Consider the following 18,097-nt stretch of genomic DNA (forward strand, 5'->3'; position numbering starts at 1 on the left):
CGGCGTCGATGGGAAGCCCGAACGGGCCGGTCTCCTTGACGGCCGGCCCGCCGGGCTTCTCAGCGGATGGGTTGCTCACCCAAGACTCCCTACCGGACGAACATGTGGGTCGTGGCCTGACCCGCGAGGTCCAGGACCGGCTGCGGGATCACGCCGAGTACCACAGTAGCCGCCACGCCGAGGGCGACCGCGACCGCGGTCGCCGGCCCGGCCACCACGACCGGCCCGTCCGCGTCCGGCTCGCTGAAGAACATGACGACGATCACGCGGACGTAGAAGAACGCGGCGATCGCGGACGAGATGACCGCGATGATGACCAGGGGCGTCGCGCCCTCCTCGACGGCCGCCTTGAACACCGCGAACTTGCCGGTGAACCCGCTGGTGAGCGGGATCCCGGCGAACGCCAGCAGGAAGAAGGCGAACACGCCGGCGACGACCGGGGACCGCTTGCCGAGCCCCGCCCACCGGGACAGGTGGCCGGCCTCGCCGCCCGCGTCCCGCACCATCGTGATGACGGCGAACGCGCCGACCGAGGTGAAGCCGTAGGCGAGCAGGTAGAACAGGCTGCTCGACAGGCCGTGCGGGGAACTGGCGATCACGCCGAGGAGCAGGAAGCCCGCGTGCGCGATCGACGAGTAGGCCAGCAGCCGCTTGATGTCGGTCTGCGTGATCGCGATGAGCGACCCGGCGACCATCGTGAGAATGGCCACACCCCACAGGACGGGCCGCCAGTCCCAGCGCAGCGTCTCGAACGCGACGTAGTAGACGCGCAGGATCCCGCCGAACGCGGCGACGACCGTACCGGACGCCATCAGCGCCGTGATCGGGGTCGGGGCGCCCTGGTACACGTCCGGCTTCCACATGTGGAAGGGGACGCCGCCGAGCTTGAACAGCAGCCCGACGGACAGCAGCGCGACGCCCGCGAGGAGCAGGGTCTCACTGCCGGCGTCCCTGCCGATCTGGGCGGAGATGTCCGACAGCCGCACCGACCCGGCGTACCCGTACAGCAGCGCCGTCCCGTACAGGAAGAACGCCGACGAGAACGCGCCGAGCAGGAAGTACTTGACCGCCGCCTCCTGCGACAGCAGCCGCCGCCGGCGGGCGAGCCCGCACAGCAGGTAGAGCGGCAGCGACATGACCTCCAGGGCCACGAACATCGTGAGCAGGTCGTTCGCGGCCGGGAACATGATCATGCCGCCGACGGCGAACATCATCAGCGGGAACACCTCGGTCTGGGTGATCCCGGCCTCGGCGGTGCGCTGCTCGGCCTCACTGCCGGGCAGCGCGGACGCCTGCGCGGCGAAGTGGCCGCCGGCGCGCTCGGCGATCAGCAGCAGGCTGACGAGCGCCAGCACCAGGATGGTGCCCTGGATGAACAGCGTCGGCCCGTCCACGCCGAGCGCGCCCTCGGCGGCGACGTGGTGCGGGTTGTCGCGCCACGCGAGCGCGACCGTCCAGCCGAAGGCGCCGGCGAGGCCGAGGAACGCCAGCGGCACCTGCGCGTAGTAGCGCGCGTTGCGGCCGACGAACGCCTCGACGAGCACGCCCACGACGGCGACGCCGAGGACCAGGAGCAGCGGGGCGATCTGCCCGTACTCGATGTGCGGCGCGGGGATGTCACCCCCCTGCGCGAGGACCGCGCTCACCTGACTGGTGGTGCTCATGGACGGGCTCCGTTCTCGGCGACGTTACCGGTGATGGCCGGCGCCGGATCGCGCTGATCGACCCTGGCCAGCGTGTGTCCCACCGACGGGTTGATCACGTGCAGCACCGGCTGCGGGAAGAAGCCCATCGCCACGATGATCGCGATGATCGGGGCGATGGCCCACTTCTCCCGGGCGGACAGGTCCTTCATGCCCTCGACCGCGGGGACCTTCGGGCCGCCCATGGTCCGCTGGTACATCCACAGGATGTAGATGGCGGCGAGCACGATGGCGATGATGGACGCGACGGCGGCCCACCTGTAGCGGCTGAAGGTGCCGACCACGACGAGGAATTCCGAAACGAACGGCGACAGGCCGGGCAGCGACAGCCCGGACAGGCCGGCGATGAGGAACGTCCCGGCGAGGACGGGCGCCGCCTTCTGCACGCCGCCGAAGTCGGAGATCCGCGCCGACCGCCGCCGGACGATCAGGAACCCGACGATGAGGAACAGCGCGCCGGTGGAGAAGCCGTGGTTCACCATGTACAGCGCCGCGCCCGACTGCGCCTGCGAGGTCATCGCGAAGATACCGAGCACGATGAACCCGAAGTGGGAGATCGACGTGTAGGCGATCAGCCGCTTCATGTCGACCTGCCCGATCGCGAGGACCGCGCCGTAGATGATGCTGAGCACGGCGAACCCGAGCACGACCGGCGTCGCCCACTTGGCCGCGCCGGGGAACAGCTCCAGGCAGAACCGGAGCATCCCGTACGTGCCGACCTTGTCCAGCACGCCGACGATCAGCACCAGCGCGCCCGCCGGGGACTGCTGCGCCGCGTCCGGCAGCCAGGTGTGCACCGGCACCATCGGCGCCTTGATCGCGAACGCGATGAAGAAGCCGAGGAACAGCCACTTCGCCGTCGTCGGGTCGATGTTCATCTTCGACAGCTCGTCGAACATGAACGTCCCGCGGCCGAGGCCGCCGGCGTCGACGGACTTCGCCGACAGCGGGTACAGCCAGATGACGGCGACGAGCATCAGCAGCCCGCCGAACAGCGAGTACAGCAGGAACTTCACCGCGGCGTAGGAGCGCTGCGCGCCGCCGTAGGACCCGATGATGAAGTACACCGGGATCAGCATCGCCTCGAAGAAGACGTAGAAGAGGAACACGTCGGTCGCCGCGAAGACACCGATCATGGCCGCTTCCAGCGACAGCAGCAGCGCGAAGTACGTCTTCACCGACCGCTTCGCCGGAACGTCGGTGCCGCCGGAGCGGTCCGCCTCGCCCCACGAGGCCAGCATGACCAGCGGGACGAGAATGACCGACAGCAGGATCAGCGTCAGCGCGACACCGTCGACGCCGAGGGCCCAGTGGACCCCGAACTCCTTGATCCACCAGTACTTCTCTTCGAACTGGAAGCGCGGGCCGCCGGCGTCGAAGCCCGCCGCCATGACGCCGGTGAGCGCCGCGACGGCGACGGAGACGCCGAGTGCGAACTGCTTGACCAGCGTCTCCCGCTCGCGCGGGATGGCGATGAGCAGCAGCGCGCCCGCCAGTGGCAGTCCGATGAGGACGCTCAGCCAGGGAAAGTCGCTCATGAAACGTTCACCACCAGGAGCGCCGCGACCACGAGGGCCGCACCGCCCAGCATCGAGAGTGCGTAGGAACGGGCGAAGCCGGTCTGGACCCGGCGGAGCCGGCCGGAACTGCCGCCGACCCCGGCGGCGGTGCCGTTGACGACGCCGTCGACGCCGCGTCCGTCGAACCAGACCGCGAGCCGGGTCAGCCACTGCCCGGGACGCATGAGCAGCGACTCGTTGAGCGCGTCACCGTACAGGTCCTTGCGGGCCGCGACGGTGGCGAACGAGCCCTTGGGCGCCTCGCGCGGCACCGGCCGGGCGCCGTACTGCAGCCACGCGATCGCCGCACCGATGATCATCAGCACCAGGGTGATCGCGCCCGGGACGGTGAGCCACTTGAACTCGTGCGGGTGCTCGGGCGTCCCGACGACCGGCTCCAGGAAGTCGGCGAACCCGCCGAGGATCAGGAACCCGCCGGCGGCGACGGAGCCGACCGCCAGCAGCATCAGCGGCCAGGTCATGACCTTGGGCGACTCGTGCGGGTGGACGTCGTCCTCCCAGCGCTTCTCGCCGAAGAACGTCATGAACATCACGCGCGACATGTAGTAGGCGGTGATGCCCGCGCCGATGAGGGCGCAGGCGCCGAGGATCGCCCCGGACGTGCCGCCCTTGTCGAACGCCGCCTCGATGATGGCGTCCTTGGTGAACCAGCCGGACAGGCCGGGGAACCCGATGATGGCGAGGTACCCGAGCCCGAACGTCGCGTAGGTGATCACCATCACCGCGCGGAGCGCGCCGTAGCGGCGCATGTTCACGTCGTCGTTCATGCCGTGCATGACGGAGCCCGCGCCGAGGAACAGGCCCGCCTTGAAGAAGCCGTGCGCGATGAGATGCGCGATGGCGAAGACGTAGCCGGCCTTGCCGAGCCCGGCGGCCAGCGTCATGTAGCCGATCTGCGACATCGTCGACCCGGCGAGGGCCTTCTTGATGTCGTCCTTCGCGCAACCGATGATCGCACCGGCGAGCAGCGTGGCCGCCCCGACGATCGTGACGGCGAGCTGCGCGTCCGGCGACATCTCGAAGATCGGGCCGGACCGGACGATCAGGTAGACGCCCGCGGTCACCATCGTCGCCGCGTGGATGAGCGCCGACACGGGGGTCGGGCCCTCCATCGCGTCCAGCAGCCAGGACTGCAGCGGCAGCTGCGCCGACTTACCGCACGCGCCGAGCAGCAGGAGCAGCCCGATCGCGGTGGCGGTGCCGGTGCTGAGCTGGGACGCCAGGCCCGCGTGCCCCGGACCGGTGCCGAGGATCGAGCCGTAGTCGATCGTGCCGAACGTCGAGAACATCAGCGCGATCGCGATGATCAGCCCCATGTCGCCGACGCGGTTGACGACGAACGCCTTCTTCGCGGCGGTCGCGGCGGTCGGCTTGTGCTGCCAGAACCCGATCAGCAGGTACGAGGCGAGGCCCACACCCTCCCAGCCGAGGAACATGACCAGGTAGTTGTTGCCGAGCACCAGCAGCAGCATCGCCGCGACGAACAGGTTCAGGTAGGCGAAGAACCGGCGCCGGTCGGGGTCCTCGGCCATGTAGCCGATGGAGTAGATGTGGATGAGCGAGCCCACCCCGGTGATCAGCAGGACGAAGCTGATGGACAGCGGGTCCACCAGCAGGTCCATGCCGACCTTGAACGAGCCGACGTCGATGAAGTTCCACAGGTGCAGGGTGCGGCGCCGGGCCTCGGCGTCGTATCCGAGCATCTGGGCGAACATCGCGGCGCCCACCGCGAACGACGCGATCGACATCGTGACGCCGAGCAGGTGGCCCCACTTGTCGGTGCGCCTCCCCCCGAGCAGGAGGATCGCGGCGCCCGCGAGCGGGAGCGCGATGAGAAGCCAGGACGCGGCCTGGATGCCTTCCGCTTTCATCCTCGGCCTCTCAGTACTTCAGCAGGTTCGCGTCGTCGACCGACGAGGACCTGCGGGTCCGGAAGATGGTCATGATGATCGCCAGGCCCACGACGACTTCCGCGGCGGCCACCACCATCACGAAGAAGGCGATGATCTGACCATCCAGATTGCCGTGCATGCGGGAGAACGAGACGAACGCCAGGTTCGTCGCGTTCAGCATGAGCTCGACGCACATGAACACCACGATCGCGTTGCGCCGCACGAGGACGCCGAGCGCTCCGATGGTGAACAGGATCGCCGAGAGCGCCAGGTAGTGCCCCGGACTCATTGACCCGCCTCCCCTTCACTCGCGCCGCCGCCCGCGGCCGGCGACCCCGACTTCACCGAGCGCGCCTCGGCGTCGGCGTCGTGGACGTCCTCGGTGACCGCCTTGACCGCGGCCACGTCCTGTTCGAGGGCCTCCTCCTCGGTGCCGCCGTAGAGGTCGGCGTGCCGCTCGGCGGTGTCGGTGCGGGCCGCGATGACCGGGTTGACCGACAGCTCCGACGGGGTGCCGTCCGGCAGCAGCGCCGGCATGTCGACGGCGTTGTGCCGGGCGTAGGTGCCGGGGCCGGGCAGCGGGCCGGGGTGGTCGCCGGTCAGGAACCGTTCCTTGGACAGGTCCTTCTGCGTCGGCTTCGGCTCGGTCCGCTCCCGGTGCGCCAGCACCATCGCGCCCAGCGCCGCGGTGATCAGCAGGGCGCTGGTCGCCTCGAACGCGAACACGTACTTGGAGAACAGCAGCCGGGCCAGCCCCATCACGTTGCCGCCGGCGTTGGCCTGCTTCAGGCCCACCGAACCGCCGAGCGCCGCGTTCCCGAGCCCCACCGTCAGCAGGACGATGAAGCCGAGCGCGGCGATCGCGGCCCAGAAGCGCTGGCCCCGGATCGTCTCCACCAGCGAGTCGGTGGAACTGACCCCGACGAGCATCAGCACGAACAGGAACAGCATCAGCACCGCGCCGGTGTAGACGATCACCTGGACGAACGCCAGGAACGGCGCGCTCTGGATCGCGTACAGCGCGGCGAGGCAGAGCATCACGGTCGCCAGCAGCAGCGCCGAGTGCACCGCCTTCCGCATGAAGATCATGCCGAGCGCGGCGAGCACCGACACGACCGCCAGGAGCCAGAAGAAGAACGGCTCACCGGACTGCTTGTCGGCGACCTCGGCGGCGAGGAGATGAGCGGTGCTCATTTGCCCTCACCTCCGTCGTCCTGCTTGAGGCCGAGGCGGTAGTAGTCCTCCTCGGTGTCGCCGAGCCGCATCTCGTGCGGCGGCGTCTCCATGCCCTCGCGCAGCGGCGCCAGCAGCATGTCCTTGGTGTAGATCAGGCTCTCGCGGCTGTCGTCGGCGAGCTCGTACTCGTTGGTCATCGTGAGCGCCCGGGTCGGGCACGCCTCGATGCACAGCCCGCAGAGGATGCAGCGCAGATAGTTGATCTGGTAGGTGCGGCCGTACCGCTCGCCGGGCGAGTACCGCTCCTCCGCCGTGTTGTCGGCGCCCTCGACGAAGATGGCGTCCGCCGGGCAGGCCCACGCGCACAGCTCGCAGCCGATGCACTTCTCCAGGCCGTCCGGCCAGCGGTTGAGCTGGTGCCGCCCGTGGAAGCGCGGGGCGGTCGGCTTCTTCACCTCCGGGTACTGGACGGTCTCGCTCTTCATGAACATCTGGTGGAACGAGACCCCGAACCCCTTGACCGGGTTCAGGAAATCAGTGAGTCCCACTGGTGACCTCCTCGGAGGAAGTTTCGATCTTGGCGGGCCGGACCGGCTCGCGGGCGCGACCGTGGTAGTGCGGCGCGTCCAGCGGCGGCACCGGGAACCCGCCGGCGGCCGGCTCGGCCTGTCCGCCCTGCGCCGCGCCGGGCACGATCTCCTTGTCCTCCTCGCCGCCCCGGAACATCTCCCAGAGCACCGTGGCCAGCAGCACCACCGCGCCGACCACCGCCGCGGCGATGACGATCTGCCGCATGTCGTAGCCCTCGTTCTTGAAGGCGCGGATGGCCGCCACCAGCAGGATCCAGCCGAGGGAGACGGGGATCAGCACCTTCCAGCCGAGCCTCATCAGCTGGTCGTAGCGGACCCGCGGCAGCGTGCCGCGCAGCCAGATGAAGAAGAAGATGAACAGGAAGACCTTGATCAGGAACCACAGCATCGGCCACCAGCCGGAGTTGGCGCCCGCCCACACCGTGGAGATCGGCGCGGGAGCACGCCAGCCGCCGAGGAACAGCGTGGTGGCGAGCGCCGACAGGGTGGTGAGGTTGATGTACTCCGCGAGGAAGAACATCGCGAACTTCAGCGACGAGTACTCGGTGTGGAACCCGCCGACGATCTCGCCCTCGCCCTCCGGCAGGTCGAACGGGATGCGGTTCGACTCGCCCATCATCGTGATCACATAGATCACGAAGGACGGGGCCAGCAGCACCACGAACCACGTGTCGTGCTGCGAAGCGACGATCTCCGAGGTCGACATCGTGCCGGCGAACATGAACACCGCCACGAACGACAGCCCCATCGCGATCTCATAGGAGATCATCTGCGCGGACGAGCGGAGCCCGCCGAGCAGCGAGTACGGCGACATCGACGACCAGCCGGCCAGCACGACGCCGTAGATGGCCATCGACGACATCGCCAGCACCAGCAGCACCGCGACCGGAAGGTCGGTGCCCTGCAGCGCCGTCTTGTGCCCGAAGATCGACACCGTCGGCCCGAACGGGATGATGATGAACGAGATGAACGCCGGCACCGCCGCCATCACCGGCGCCAGGATGAACACGACCTTGTCCACCTGGCGGGGGACGATGTCCTCCTTCAGCGCCAGCTTGATGCCGTCGGCGAGGCCCTGCAGCAGGCCGAAGGGCCCGGCGCGGTTCGGGCCGACGCGCAACTGCATCCGGCCGATGACGCGCCGCTCCATCCACATCGTCATCAGCACGGTCACGACGAGGAACGCGAAGATGAACAGGACCTTGCCGCCGATCAGCCACCACGGGTCGGTGCCGAAGTCCTTCAGCGTGGGGTCGGCCGCCGGGGCCGCGGCGAGCGGGCTCATTTGCCACCTCCAGCGTTCCGCGCGGCGCCCGGGAGCACCCCGCTCGCGATCTTGACGATGCCGCCCGCGGCCGCGCCCAGATCCCGGTGGAGGGCGCAGCCCGCCGAGTTCGTCGGCAGCCACACCACCCGGTCGGGCAGGTCCGGGGTGATCTCCAGCGGGAGCGTCACCTCACCGCGCGCCGCCGACACGGTCACCGCGTCGGTCGCGCCGATCTCCGCGGCCGTCGCGGGCGACAGCCGGGCGATCGCGGGCTTGGCGGTGCCCGCGAGGAACGGCTCGCCGTCCTGCAGGCGGCCCCGGTCCAGCAGCAGCCGCCACGTCGCGAGCAGCGCCTCGCCCTGCTCGGGGTGCGGCGGCAGTTCCTGCGCCACGTCCGGCGCCTCCGGACGCTCACCGCGGTACCCGCCGAGCTCGGTCAGCTCGCGGCGCGCCGCCTCCGGGCCGGGCAGGCCCAGGTGGACGTCCATCTCGTCGGCCAGCGCGTCCAGCACCCGCAGGTCGGACAGCCGCCCGGCCGACTTCAGCACGGTGTCGAACGGACGGCCGCGGCCCTCCCAGTCGACGAACGTCCCGGACTTCTCCGTGACGACCGCGACCGGGAACACCACGTCGGCGCGGTCGGTGACCGCGCTCGGCCGCTGCTCCAGGCTCACCACGAACGGGGTCGCGTCGAGCGCCCGGAGCATCGTCTCCGGGTCGGCGAGGTCGTAGGGGTCGACTCCGCCGACGAGCAGCGCGCCGCGCCGTCCCGCGGCCGCCGCCGCGACGATCCCGTCGGTGTCCTCGCCCGCCGCGGCGGGCAGGTCCGCGACGCCCCAGACGCGGGCGACCTCGGCGCGTGCGGCGGCGTCGGTCACCGGACGGCCGATCGGCAGCAGCCCGGGCAGCGCCCCGGCCTCGATCGCGCCGCGTTCCCCGGCCCGGCGCGGCACCCATGCCAGCCGGGCTCCGGTGATCCGCGCCAGCCGGACCGCCGCGGTCAGCGCGCCGGGGCTGCCGGCGAGCCGCTCCCCGGCCAGGATGACGGCGCCGGGCGTCTCCAGCAGCGTCCGGATGCCCGCGTGGCCGGCGTCCCCGATCAGCGAGCCGAGCGTCTCGGCCTCGGCGCCGGGCGGCGTCGGCAGCAGCGTGCCGCCGACCTTCGCCAGCCCGCGGGTCGCGAACGGCGCGGCGGCGTACACCGGCAGCCGGTGCTTGCGGTACGCCTTGCGGAGCCGCAGGAAGACGATCGGCGATTCCTCCTCCGGCTCGAAGCCGGCGAGGAGGACGACGGGCGCCTTCTCCAGGTCGGTGTAGGACACCTCGATGGAGTGGCCCGCGACCGAGGAGGCGATGAACCGCGACTCCTCGTCCGACAGCGGCCGGGCCCGGAAGTCGACGTCGTTGGTGCCGAGCGCGATCCGGGCGAACTTGGCGTAGGCGTAGGCGTCCTCCAGGGTGACGCGGCCGCCGGTCAGCACCCCGGCCGAGCCGCGCGCCGCCGCGAGGCCGCGCGCCGCGATGGTGAGCGCCTCCGGCCAGGACGCCGGCTCCAGTTCACCGTCCTCGCCCCGGACGAGCGGGTGCGTGAACCGCTCCGGCCGCGTCCCGTAGGCGAACGCCCAGCGGCCCTTGTCGCAGTTCCATTCCTCGTTGACCTGCGGGTCGTCCCCGGCGAGCCGGCGGGTGACCTTGCCGCGCCGGTGGTCGGTGCGCAGCGCGCAGCCGGCCGCGCAGTGCTCGCAGACGCTCGGCTGCGACACCAGGTCGAACGGGCGGGACCGGAACCGGTACGCGGTGCCGGTGAGCGCGCCCACCGGGCAGATCTGCACGGTGTTGCCGGAGAAGTAGGAGTGGAACGGCTTGCCGTCGGCCGTCCCGACCTCCTCCTTCGCGCCGCGGTTCAGCAGGTCGATGAACGGGTCGCCGGCGATCTGCTCGGAGAACCGGGTGCAGCGGGTGCACTGGATGCACCGCTCGCGGTCGAGCAGCACCTGGCTGGACAGCGGCAGCGGCTTCGGCCAGGTCCGCTTGGTCTCCTGGAAGCGCGTCTCGCCGCGCCCGTTGGACATCGCCTGGTTCTGCAGCGGGCACTCGCCGCCCTTGTCGCAGATCGGGCAGTCCAGCGGGTGGTTGATGAGCAGGAACTCCATCACGCCGTGCTGCGCCTTGTCGGCCACCGGCGAGGTGAGCTGGGTCTTGATGACCATGCCCGGCATCACGGTGGTCGTGCAGGACGCCTGCGGCTTCGGCATCCCGCGGCCGTTGCCGGCGTCCGGGATCTCCACCAGGCACTGCCGGCAGGCGCCGATCGGGTCGAGCAGCGGGTGCTCGCAGAACCGGGGGATCTGGATGCCGAGCAGCTCGGCGGCCCGGATGATCAGCGTGCCCTTCGGCACCTCGATCTCGAAGCCGTCGATGGTGCAGGAGACCATCTCCACCTGCTCGACCGACTGACCCGACTTGTCGTCGGTGACGGTCACTTGGCACCTCCCCAAAGGGTGGACTTGGCCGGGTCGAACGGGCAGCCGCCCTGTTCGAAGTGCTGGAGGTACTCGTCCCGGAACAGCTTGATGGACGACACGACCGGGCTGGTCGCGCCGTCGCCGAGGGCGCAGAACGCGCGGCCGAGGATGTTGTCGGAGATGTCCAGCAGGGTCTCCAGGTCCTCCTCGGTGCCCTCGCCGGCCTCCAGCCGCTTGAACATCTGCTTGTACCAGTAGGTGCCCTCGCGGCACGGCGTGCACTTGCCGCACGACTCGTGCGCGTAGAACTCCGACCAGCGCTGGACGGCCCGGACGACGCACGTCGTCTCGTCGAAGATCTGCAGCGCCCGGGTGCCGAGCATGGACCCGGCCGCGCCGACGGACTCGAAGTCCAGCGGGACGTCCAGGTGCTCGTCGGTGAAGATCGGCGTGGACGACCCGCCGGGGGTCCAGAACTTCAGCCGGTGCCCCGCCCGGATGCCGCCCGCCATGTCGAGCAGTTCCCGCAGCGTGATGCCGAGCGGCGCCTCGTACTGGCCGGGCCGCGTGACGTGCCCGGACAGCGAGAAGATCCCGAAGCCCTGCGACTTCTCGGTGCCCATCGAGGCGAACCATTCCGGCCCGTTCTCGATGATCGAGGGAACCGAGGAGATCGACTCGACGTTGTTGATGACAGTGGGTCCGCCGTAGAGGCCCGCGACCGCGGGGAAGGGGGGCTTCAGCCTGGGCTGACCGCGGAATCCCTCAAGGGAGTCCAGCAGCGCCGTCTCCTCGCCGCAGATGTAGGCCCCGGCGCCGCTGTGCACGACCACGTCCAGGTCGTAACCGGACCCGAGGATGTCCTTGCCGAGGTAACCGGTCTCGTACGCCTCCGCCACCGCCTGCTGCAGCCGGCGGATCACGTGCAGGACCTCGCCGCGCACGTAGATGAACGCGTGGTTCGACTTGATCGCGTACGAGCTGATGATGACGCCCTCGACCAGCACGTGCGGGTTGGCCATCATCAGCGGGATGTCCTTGCACGTGCCCGGCTCGGACTCGTCGGCGTTGACGACGAGATAGCGCGGGTTCGGGCTGGACGGCGGCAGGAAGCCCCACTTCATCCCGGTGGGGAACCCGGCACCGCCCCGGCCGCGGAGGCCGGAGTCCTTGACGGCCTGGACGATCTCGTCCGGCGCCATGCCGAGCGCCTTGCGGAGGGCCTTGTAGCCGCCCTCGCGCTCGTAGCCGGCGCGGGTGAACGAGTCGGCCTGGTCCCAGTTCCTGGTGAGGACGGGGGTGAGCGTGGTCACTGGTTCCGTCCTTCCTGGCTGCCGGGCTTGGCCTCGCCGGGGACGGGTTCGCCCGGCTCGTGCGGCGGCTCGGCGATCTGTTCCGGCTTCACCGGCTCCTCCGGACGCTCCCGGCCCGCCTCGGTGGAAGGCGCCTCCCACCCGCGCTCCCGGGCGAGCTTCACCCCGGCCAGCGACTCGGGCCCGGCCTGGACGCCCTCACCGGCGAGCCCGTCCGGGAACCCGGCGAGCACGCGGGACGCCTCCTTCCAGGTGGCCAGGTGGTTCGGCCCGCGGGAGGGGAGCACGTCGTTGCCGAGGCGCAGGTCGTCGACGAGCTGCTTCGCCTTCTCGGGAGTCATGTTGTCGAAGAACTCCCAGTTGACCATCACCACCGGGGCGAAGTCGCAGGCCGCGTTGCACTCGACCCGCTCCAGGCTGATCTTGCCGTCCGGGGTGGCCTCGTCGTGCCCGACCCCGGTGTGCTCGCTCAGCTCGTCCCAGATCTGGTCGCCGCCCATGATCGCGCACAGCGTGTTGGTGCAGACGCCGACGTGGTACTCCCCGACCGGCTTCCGCTTGTACTGCGTGTAGAACGTGACGACGCCCATCACCTGCGCGGGCGTGATGCCGAGCATCTCCGCGCAGAACTCCACGCCGTCCTTGGTGACGTGGCCCTCGGCCGACTGCACCAGGTGCAGCATCGGCAGCAGCGCCGACCGCGGCCGCGGGTACCGGCCGATGATCTCCTTGGCGTCCCGCTCCAGCCGCTCGCGTACGTCGGGTTCGTATGTCATCGGTCCACTCCCCCCATGACCGGGTCGATGCTGGCGACCGCCGCGATGATGTCGGCGACCATGCCGCCCTCGCTCATCGCCGGGGTGGCCTGCAGGTTGACGAAGGACGGCTCGCGGAAGTGGACGCGGTACGGCCGGGTACCGCCATCGCTGACCACGTGGGCGCCGAGTTCGCCGCGCGGCGACTCGATCGGCGCGTACGCCTGCCCCGCCGGCACCCGGAAGCCCTCCGTCACCAGCTTGAAGTGGTGGATCAGCGCCTCCATCGAGGTGCCCATGATGTGCGCGATGTGCCGGGGCGAGTTGCCCATGCCGTCCGCGCCGATCGCCAGCTGTGCGGGCCAGCCGATCTTCTTGTCCTCGATCATGACCGGGCCCTTGACCGTCTGGAGCCGGTCCAGGCACTGCTCGACGATCTTCAGCGACTCCTCCATCTCGTCCATCCGGACGAGGTAGCGGCCGTACACGTCGCAGGTGTCCTGCGTCGCGACCTCGAAGTCGTAGGTCTCGTAGCCGCAGTAGGGCTGCGACTTGCGCAGGTCCCACGGCAGGCCCGCCGCGCGCAGCACCGGGCCGGTGACGCCGAGCGCCATGCAGCCGGTCAGGTCCAGGTACGCGATGTTCTGCGTCCGCGCCTTGAAGACGGGGTTGTCGTCCATCAGCTTGCGCAGCGCCTTGATCCGCTTCGGCATCCGGTCCAGATAGTCGCGGATCTTGCTGGTGGCGCCGCTCGGCAGGTCCTGCGCGACCCCGCCCGGACGGATGTAGGCGTGGTTCATCCGCAGCCCGGTGATCTCCTCGAACAGGTCGAGGGTGTACTCGCGCTCGATGAACCCGTTCAGCATCACGGTCGTCGCGCCGAGCTCCAGCCCGAACGTGGCGATCGCGACCAGGTGCGAGGAGATCCGGTTCAGCTCCATCATCATCACGCGGATGATCTGGGCCCGCTCCGGGATCTGGTCCTCGATGCCGAGCAGCCGCTCCGTGCTGAGGCAGTACGCGGTCTCGTTGAACAGCGGGGCCAGGTAGTCCATCCGGGTGCAGAACGTGGTGCCCTGCGTCCAGGTGCGGAACTCCATGTTCTTCTCGATGCCGGTGTGCAGGTAGCCGATGGCCACCCGGGCCTCGTTCACCGTCTCACCGTCGAGCGTGAGGATCAGCCGGAGCACGCCGTGCGTGGACGGGTGCTGCGGGCCCATGTTGATGACGAGCCGCTCGTCGCCCAGCTCCTCGGCGGCGGCGACGACCTTGTCCCAGTCCTGCCCGTTGACGTCGAAGACCTTGCCCTCCGCCGCCTCTTCGGCGGCGTAGGCGTCGTACTCGGTGTACTTCGTCGAACTCATACGTAAGACCTCCGCTCGTCCGGCGGCGGGATCTCCGCTCCGCGGTACTCGACGGGGATGCCGCCGAGGGGGTAGTCCTTGCGCTGCGGGTGCCCGACCCAGTCGTCGGGCATCTCGATGCGCGTCAGCGCGGGATGGCCGTCGTAGACGATGCCGAAGAAGTCGTAGGTCTCCCGCTCGTGCCAGTCGCTCGTCGGGTACACCGGCACCAGCGACGGGACGTGCGGGTCGGCGTCCGGGCAGGTCACTTCCAGCCGGACCCGCCGGTTGTGCGTGATCGACAGCAGGTGCACGACGGAGTGCAGCTCGGCGCCCTCGTCCTTCGGGTAGTGCACGCCGGACACGCCCGAGCACAGCTCGAAGCGCAGTGACGGCTCGTCCCGCATGGTCCGCGCGACCTCGGCCAGGTGCTCGCGCCTGACGAAGAGGGTCAGTTCGCCGCGGTGCACGACGACCCGCTCGACCGCGTCCCCGAAGTACGGGTAGGCGCGCTGGAGTTCGTCGGCGATCTCGTCGAACTCGCCGGGCTCGGCGGCGCCGCCGGGCCCGCCGTAGGGGCGCGGCGTCGACACCTTCGGGGCCTGCCGGACGACGAGCCCGCCGTACCCGGAGGTGTCGCCGGTGGTCTTCGCGCCGAACATGCCCTTGCGGACGACCGGCTGCTCCCGGCGCTCCTCCTCGGCGTGCGCGGGCAGCTGGTCGGCGGCCTGCTCGGCCCGCTGCTCGGGGTGCTCGGAAGTCATGAGGCCCCCTGTCCCAGCAGCGGCAGCCGGCGGCGCTTGGCCTCTTCCAGCTCCACGATCTGCTTCGCGCGCTGCGGCCCGAGCTTGGTGTTCTGGATCTTGTCGTGCAGCTTCAGGATCGCGTCCAGCAGCATCTCCGGCCGCGGCGGGCAGCCGGGCAGGTAGATGTCCACCGGGACGATGTGGTCCACGCCCTGCACGATCGCGTAGTTGTTGAACATGCCGCCGGACGAGGCGCACACGCCCATCGCGATGACCCACTTCGGCTCGGTCATCTGGTCGTAGATCTGCCGCAGCACCGGCGCCATCTTCTGGCTCACCCGGCCCGCGACGATCATCAGGTCGGCCTGCCGCGGCGTCGCCGAGGCGCGCTCCATCCCCCACCGGGAGAAGTCGTGCCGGGGGTCGCCGGTCGCCATCATCTCGATCGCGCAGCAGGCGAGGCCGAACGTCGCCGGCCACACCGAACTCTTACGCGCCCAACCCGCGACCTGCTCAACCGTGGTCAGCAGGAACCCGCTGGGGAGTTTCTCCTCTAGACCCATCTCAGTCCCACTCCAGACCGCCGCGCCGCCAGATGTAGGCGTACGCAACGAGCACGGTGACGATGAAAAGGACCATCTCGACAAGGCCGAAGAGCCCCATCCGGTCGAAAGCGACCGCCCAGGGGTAAAGGAAGATGATCTCAATGTCGAAGACGATGAACAGCATCGCCGTCAGGTAGTACTTGATCGGAAAACGTCCGCCGCCGACCGGCTGCGGAGTCGGCTCGATACCGCACTCGTAGGCGTCCAGCCGGGCACGGTTCCAGCGCTTCGGCCCGGTGAACGCGGCCATCAGCACCGAGCCCCCGGCGAAGGCGAAGGCGAGCAACCCGAGCACGATGATCGGAATATAGAGATCCATGCGTTACGACCTCTCCCCGGGACGTACGACGTTGTACGGGACGGGCCGTCCGCGACCCGCCACACTGACCAAGGTGATCAATAGCGCTCCCCTCTCCGGGGGTCGGGTAATGCACTGTAGTCCGCTCACCTGCGGAAGCTTGAATTCGCTGGATGCGATCATGCCGCCGGCGCCACCTTCTGCATCGCGTTGATGACCCGGTCCATCGCATCCCCGCCCCTGGGGTCGGTCAGGTTGGCCAGAAGCTTGAGCGTGAAGCGCATCAGCGTCGGGTGCGGCAGGCCGTGCGCCGTGAGGAACTTCATGACGCGCGGGTCGCCGATGGCCTGCACGAACACGCGGGCCAGCGTGAAGTAGCCGCCGTGCTCGTCCTTCAGGATGCGCGGGTACTCGTACAGGGTCCGCTCGCGCTGCGCCGGGGTGCGGCGGGCGAGCGCCTGCACCATGATGTCGGCGGCCAGCCGGCCGGACTCCAGCGCGTAGTCGATGCCCTCCCCGTTGAACGGGTTGATCATGCCGCCGGCGTCGCCGACGAGCAGCATCCCGCGGGTGTAGTGCGGCTGCCGGTTGAAGCCCATCGGCAGCGCCGCGCCGCGGATCTTCGAGGTGGCGTGCTCCTCGTCGAACCGCCACTCCTCCGGCATCTGCGCGCACCAGCGCTTCAACATGCCGCGGTAGTCGACGTTCTGGAACGCCTTGCTGGTGTTGAGCAGGCCGAGCCCGACGTTGGACGTCCCGTCCCCGACGCCGAAGACCCAGCCGTAGCCGGGCAGGAGGCGCTCGCCGTCCCACAGTTCGAGCCACGCCTCCATGTAGTCGTCGTCGTGGCGCGGCGTCTGGAAGTAGCGGCGGACGGCGACGCCCATCGGCCGGTCCTCGCGCCGCCGCAGGCCCATGGCGAGCGACAGCCGGGTCGAGTTGCCGTCGGCGGCGACGACGAGCGGCGCCCGGAACTCGATCTCCTCGCCCTCGTGCTCGGCGGTGACGCCGATGATGCGGCCGGTGCGGTCGTCCAGGATGGGGCCGGTCACGGTGCAGCCCTGCAGCAGCCGGGCGCCGGCCTTCGCGGCGTGCTCGGCGAGCAGCTGGTCCAGGTCGGTGCGCTTGCGGACGAGCCCGTAGTCGGGGAACGACGCCAGCTCCGGCCAGGGCAGCTCGACCTTGGCACCGCCGCCGTAGATGCGCAGACCCTTGTTGCGTCCCCAGCCCGGGTCGTTGATGTCGACGCCCATCCCGATGAGCGCGCGGACGGCGCGCGGGGTGAGCCCGTCACCGCAGATCTTGTCCCGCGGGAAGGTGGCCTTCTCCAGCAGGAACACGTCCAGCCCGGCCTGCGCGAGCCAGTACGCGGTCGACGATCCGGCGGGGCCTGCCCCGACGACGATGACATCCGCGTGTCGGGTGGAGTCGGTCACGGCGTTCCTCTTTAGCTCGTTCGCTTGTGAAGCACTTCACAAGGATCCGTTGGGGAGTCTATTCCTTTATCGCGACTGGTGGGTACTTCTGGCCCGGTTCGTGTTTGGACCGGTCCCTTTTGGAGCGGTCCGGCCTACTCGCCACCTGATCAGCGGGGGTTGACGGCGTGGTGCAGCGCGGCCACCCCGAACGTCAGATCACGCCAGCGCACGCCCACCCACCCCGCCTCCCGGATGAGCCGCGCCAGCGCCGCCTGGTCGGGCCAGGCCAGCGTCGACTCGGCGAGGTACCGGTAGGAGTCGGGGTTCGAACTGACCCGTGCCAGCAGCGGCAGCCCGTACCGCAGGTGCGTCCTGTGGCCGAGCGCCAGCAGCGCGTTCGGCGGATGGCTCACCTCGCAGACCAGCAGCCGTCCGCCCGGTTTGGCGACCCTTCTCATCTCGCGCAGCGCGTGCACGGTGTCGGCGACGTTGCGGAGCCCGAACGAGATCGTGACCGCGTCGAACGAGCCGTCCCGGAACGGCAGCCGCAGCGCGTCCCCCGCCACGAAGCTCAGCCCCCGCACACCCGCCTGCCGGCGCACCCCGACGCGCAGCATGCCGAGCGAGAAGTCGCACGCCACCGTGTCGGCGCCCGCCTCCGCGAACGGCACCGAGGACGTCCCCGTCCCCGCCGCGAGGTCGAGGACGCGCTCCCCCGGCTTCGCCCTCAGCGCCCGGACGGCCTCCCGCCGCCACCGCCGGTCCTGGCCGCCGGTCATCAGCGTGTTCAGCAGGTCGTACCGCTCGGCGGTGCCGTCGAACATCGCCGCGACGTCGGCGGGCTGCTTGTCCAAAGAGGCACGGGTCATGCCTCCACCCTAGAGACTGCCGCGAACGCCCCGCGCGCCCACGGTCGCCTTAAGGAACGATTCCGCCGAAGCCGTAG

16 protein-coding genes are annotated in these 18,097 nt (G+C 70.0%); all 16 read right to left on the reverse strand.

Features of this window, described 5'->3' with window-relative positions; all coding sequences use genetic code 11:
* Positions 1 to 89 precede the first annotated feature (89 nt).
* Positions 90 to 1,664: an NADH-quinone oxidoreductase subunit NuoN gene (nuoN, locus tag AF1_RS07985; protein WP_067794450.1), complete on the reverse strand. Its 1,575-nt coding sequence runs from the start codon at positions 1,662 to 1,664 to the stop codon at positions 90 to 92.
* The gene (locus AF1_RS07990) at positions 1,661 to 3,241 is read right to left on the reverse strand and encodes an NADH-quinone oxidoreductase subunit M (RefSeq protein ID WP_067794453.1); all 1,581 of its coding nucleotides are present in this window, start codon (positions 3,239 to 3,241) and stop codon (positions 1,661 to 1,663) included. Before AF1_RS07990 ends, nuoN begins: the two co-directional genes overlap by 4 nt.
* A complete protein-coding gene (nuoL, locus tag AF1_RS07995) occupies positions 3,238 to 5,154 on the reverse strand; it encodes an NADH-quinone oxidoreductase subunit L (protein ID WP_067794455.1) in 1,917 nt (638 codons plus the stop codon). The genes AF1_RS07990 and nuoL overlap by 4 nt, the downstream gene beginning before the upstream one ends.
* Before the next feature lie 10 nt (positions 5,155 to 5,164).
* Positions 5,165 to 5,464: an NADH-quinone oxidoreductase subunit NuoK gene (gene nuoK, locus AF1_RS08000; protein WP_021593191.1), complete on the reverse strand. Its 300-nt coding sequence runs from the start codon at positions 5,462 to 5,464 to the stop codon at positions 5,165 to 5,167.
* Positions 5,461 to 6,369, reverse strand: coding sequence for an NADH-quinone oxidoreductase subunit J (locus AF1_RS08005; protein WP_067794457.1), 909 nt, complete (start codon positions 6,367 to 6,369; stop codon positions 5,461 to 5,463). Before AF1_RS08005 ends, nuoK begins: the two co-directional genes overlap by 4 nt.
* Positions 6,366 to 6,899: an NADH-quinone oxidoreductase subunit NuoI gene (gene nuoI, locus AF1_RS08010; protein ID WP_084262565.1), complete on the reverse strand. Its 534-nt coding sequence runs from the start codon at positions 6,897 to 6,899 to the stop codon at positions 6,366 to 6,368. Before nuoI ends, AF1_RS08005 begins: the two co-directional genes overlap by 4 nt.
* A complete protein-coding gene (gene nuoH, locus AF1_RS08015) occupies positions 6,886 to 8,226 on the reverse strand; it encodes an NADH-quinone oxidoreductase subunit NuoH (RefSeq protein WP_067794459.1) in 1,341 nt (446 codons plus the stop codon). Before nuoH ends, nuoI begins: the two co-directional genes overlap by 14 nt.
* Positions 8,223 to 10,691, reverse strand: coding sequence for an NADH-quinone oxidoreductase subunit G (locus AF1_RS08020; RefSeq protein WP_067794461.1), 2,469 nt, complete (start codon positions 10,689 to 10,691; stop codon positions 8,223 to 8,225). Before AF1_RS08020 ends, nuoH begins: the two co-directional genes overlap by 4 nt.
* On the reverse strand, positions 10,688 to 11,986 hold the full coding sequence (gene nuoF, locus AF1_RS08025) for an NADH-quinone oxidoreductase subunit NuoF (RefSeq protein WP_067794463.1): 1,299 nt from the start codon (positions 11,984 to 11,986) through the stop codon (positions 10,688 to 10,690). The genes AF1_RS08020 and nuoF overlap by 4 nt, the downstream gene beginning before the upstream one ends.
* Positions 11,983 to 12,762 (reverse strand): NADH-quinone oxidoreductase subunit NuoE, encoded by a 780-nt coding sequence (gene nuoE, locus AF1_RS08030; protein WP_067794465.1) that lies wholly within the window; start codon positions 12,760 to 12,762, stop codon positions 11,983 to 11,985. The genes nuoF and nuoE overlap by 4 nt, the downstream gene beginning before the upstream one ends.
* Positions 12,759 to 14,105, reverse strand: a complete 1,347-nt coding sequence (locus AF1_RS08035) for an NADH-quinone oxidoreductase subunit D (protein ID WP_067794468.1) — start codon at positions 14,103 to 14,105, stop codon at positions 12,759 to 12,761. The genes nuoE and AF1_RS08035 overlap by 4 nt, the downstream gene beginning before the upstream one ends.
* A complete protein-coding gene (locus tag AF1_RS08040; RefSeq protein ID WP_067794470.1) occupies positions 14,102 to 14,848 on the reverse strand; it encodes an NADH-quinone oxidoreductase subunit C in 747 nt (248 codons plus the stop codon). Before AF1_RS08040 ends, AF1_RS08035 begins: the two co-directional genes overlap by 4 nt.
* Complete coding sequence (locus tag AF1_RS08045) at positions 14,845 to 15,393, reverse strand: NuoB/complex I 20 kDa subunit family protein (protein ID WP_067794472.1); 549 nt, start codon at positions 15,391 to 15,393, stop codon at positions 14,845 to 14,847. The genes AF1_RS08040 and AF1_RS08045 overlap by 4 nt, the downstream gene beginning before the upstream one ends.
* Position 15,394: 1 nt before the next feature.
* Entirely contained in the window at positions 15,395 to 15,754 is a 360-nt protein-coding gene (locus AF1_RS08050; protein ID WP_067794474.1) for an NADH-quinone oxidoreductase subunit A, read from the reverse strand.
* 158 nt (positions 15,755 to 15,912) lie between these two features.
* Positions 15,913 to 17,169 (reverse strand): geranylgeranyl reductase family protein, encoded by a 1,257-nt coding sequence (locus AF1_RS08055; RefSeq protein ID WP_067794476.1) that lies wholly within the window; start codon positions 17,167 to 17,169, stop codon positions 15,913 to 15,915.
* Positions 17,170 to 17,318: 149 nt separating this feature from the next.
* Entirely contained in the window at positions 17,319 to 18,020 is a 702-nt protein-coding gene (locus AF1_RS08060; protein WP_067794478.1) for a demethylmenaquinone methyltransferase, read from the reverse strand.
* Positions 18,021 to 18,097 lie beyond the last annotated feature (77 nt).

Source organism: Actinomadura formosensis NBRC 14204 (assembly GCF_001552155.1).
Classification (GTDB): domain Bacteria; phylum Actinomycetota; class Actinomycetes; order Streptosporangiales; family Streptosporangiaceae; genus Spirillospora; species Spirillospora formosensis.